Origin of the sequence: Pseudarthrobacter sp. CC12 (assembly GCF_039907755.1) — a bacterium.
GTDB classification, from domain to species: Bacteria; Actinomycetota; Actinomycetes; order Actinomycetales; family Micrococcaceae; genus Arthrobacter; species Arthrobacter niigatensis.
Map to the genome: position 1 here is coordinate 1 of NZ_JARDJH010000075.1, position 2,635 is coordinate 2,635.

The window sequence follows — 2,635 nt, forward strand, 5'->3', positions numbered from 1 at the left end:
ATGTCAATGGCCATTAGTTTCTGCCCACGGGCGGCCAGTTGATGTGCCCGCTGGTGGCCAGTAAAACTGCCCGGTGATGGCCAGTAGATCTGCCCACTGATTGGTTCGGCGGGATTGGCCATCGTCGGCTTTGGTTAGTTCAGTTGGTTGACTCCTTTCCCGGCGAGGGCCTGGGTGAGGCGGATGGAATCGCCACTGGTTTGGCAGACGTGGGCGTGGTGCAGGAGACGGTCCACTGTGGCTGTGGCGAGGGTTTTGGGCATGAGCTCGTCGAAGCCGGCCGGGTGAAGGTTCGAGGAGATCGCGACGGAGCGTTTTTCGTAGGCTGCGTCCACGACCCGGTAGAGTCCTTCGGCGGCGTCGGTGGCCACCGGCAGGAGCCCGATGTCGTCAATGACCACGAGTTCGGCGCGCAGGATTCTGGTGACGGCGCGGGTGACGCTGTCGTCGGTGCGGTGGGCGCGAATGAGGGCTCCGAGGTCTTCGAGTCTGAACCAGGCCACGCGCATGCCGGCTTCGACTGCTTGCTGGCCGAGGGCTTCGAGGAAGAACGTTTTCCCGGTGCCGGAGGGTCCGCAGAGGACGAGGTTTTCCCTGCGGGTAATCCATTCCAGCGTGCGCAGTGCCTGCTGGGTCGGTGCCGGGATGGAGGAGACTGCCGGGTCCCAGGCGTCGAAGGTTTTCCCGGTGGGGAATCCTGCTGCTTTGCGGCGGGTGGCGAGCATGGACCGGGCCCGGCCCGTGGCTTCCTCGGTGAAGAGTGCTTTGATGATCTCGGCCGGTTCCCATCGCTGGGCACGTGCGGTCGCGATCAGTTCCGGTGCCAGGGCACGGGCGTGAGGCATTTTCAGTTGCCGCATCAATGCTTCTAGCTCGGCCGGCAGCGGTGGGGCGGTGGTGGTGACGGGGCTCATTGGTTTTGCTCCTCCATCGTCGTGGCGGGTCTGGTGCCGAGGTCGGCCCACGCGCTGGTGCCCTGGGTCAGGGAGCGGGTTTCGTCCGCGGCGTGGGTGGTGATGCGTCTGACGTTCGCGTTCAGGATCGATGCCAGGTCGCCGTGGGCGAAACGGCCATAGAGTGCTGCTTCGCCCAGGGCCCGGTCCACCTGCTCGGTCCCGGCGATCTTGGCCAGGGCCACCGCTTCTGCCATCTTCACGTTGATCCGGCCCGTCCCGGCCGCGGCGGCTTCGATCAACCACGTGGCTGCGCCCTTGCCGATGCCGAGGAACTCGGCCTCGTCGGCGGTGCGGGCCTTCACGGCATAATCGCCCGGGATTCGGGTCCTGGTCCCGGGGAAGTGCTCATCGTTGATGGCCGGGCTGCCGGGCCTGGCCCGTTCGTGCCGGGCGACCTCGACCGGGCCGGCGGGGCCGTGGTGGACGATGATGACCTGCTCGCCAGGGCCGGTGCCATGGGCGCGGACGAACACCCGGGACCCGAGCAAGTGCGCCGGGACGGAATACTGGGCGTTCTCGAACGTCACCATCGGGGTGTTCTCCGGAACGATTCGGGCGAGCCCAAACGCGACTGTGTGTGCGGTCTCCGGGACCCGGTGCAAACGGGGTGCTTCCTCGGTCAGAACCGCAGCCGGTTTGCGCCGGGTCACCCGGTGCTCGCGGTTGTTCATCTCGTCCATGAACGCTGCGCATGCTGCTTCGAGCTCAGCGAACGACGTGTATTCGGCCCGGAGATTGGTATCAGTGGGCACAAGGTCGGCCTTGGCCAGCTTCACCGATGCCTCGACCCCGCCCTTCGTGGCAGGATCGGCGGGCTGGCAGGTCAGCACCGTGACTCCGTAATGCCGGGCGAAGTCCAGGGTTTGCTGGTTCCGCACCGGTACCCCAGCAACATGGGCGGTGGTCACTGTCTTCTCGTTATCGGTCAGAACATACGTCGGCGCCCCACCCAGGATCCGGAAACAGCGGTCAAGCGCTGCGAAAACGCTCGGCGCGGTCCGGTCCCTTAACGGGATCACGATCCGGAACCTGGAGAACGCCAACCAGGCAACGAACAGGATGGTCTTCACGCCGTTGATACGCGGCCCGTCGCCGAAGTCGTACTGCAGCCACATGCCAGGCTCCGCGATCCAGGGGCGGTGGACGCGTGTGTGACCGAGCCGCCAGGCAGCCTTGACCTGCGCGATCGCGCGGCGGGTGGAGCGCTCCGAACCCTGATAACCCAGGGCGAGGAGCTTCTCGTGGGCTTTATCGGCGCGGATTCTGCCCTTGGACGCCTCGACCCATTCTTCGATCTTGGGCAGGAACGCGTCAGTGACACGGTCGCGAGGTGCTGGTTCGGCGATGGGCCGGCCCGCATCTCGGGCCGCGACATGCCTGGCAACAGTGTGGTGCGAGCAGCCCGTCAGCTCCGCGGTTGCCCGCAACGATCCAGTCAGATCGTAGGCAGCGAGTATTTCCATGATTTCTCCGTCAGACTTCATACAGGGCCTCTTCCTGGCGAAATTCGATGCGACTAGACACCGTCATCAAATCCCGGGGAGAGGCCCCCGCCGCTTAAGACGCGGCAGGACAAGTAAGGAAGTGGGCAGATCTCATGGCCACCGATGGGCAGTTCTACTGGCCGTCAGTGGGCATTTTCGTGGCCGCCTATGGGCAGTTTTTCATGGCCGCTAACA

2 protein-coding genes are annotated in these 2,635 nt (G+C 65.1%); both read right to left on the reverse strand.

The features are described 5' to 3' along the window. Positions 1-134: 134 nt before the first annotated feature. Entirely contained in the window at positions 135-914 is a 780-nt protein-coding gene (gene istB / locus PV772_RS22835; RefSeq protein WP_347887677.1) for an IS21-like element helper ATPase IstB, read from the reverse strand. Beyond that, positions 911-2,440 (reverse strand): IS21 family transposase, encoded by a 1,530-nt coding sequence (istA, locus tag PV772_RS22840; protein WP_347887678.1) that lies wholly within the window; start codon positions 2,438-2,440, stop codon positions 911-913. The genes istB and istA overlap by 4 nt, the downstream gene beginning before the upstream one ends. Positions 2,441-2,635: the final 195 nt, after the last annotated feature.

Coding starts and splice junctions, on each gene's coding strand:
- istB (WP_347887677.1), bottom strand. CDS start 914: ATGAGCCCCGTCACCACCACCGCCCCACCGCTGCCGGCCGAGCTAGAA.
- istA (WP_347887678.1), bottom strand. CDS start 2,440: ATGAAGTCTGACGGAGAAATCATGGAAATACTCGCTGCCTACGATCTG.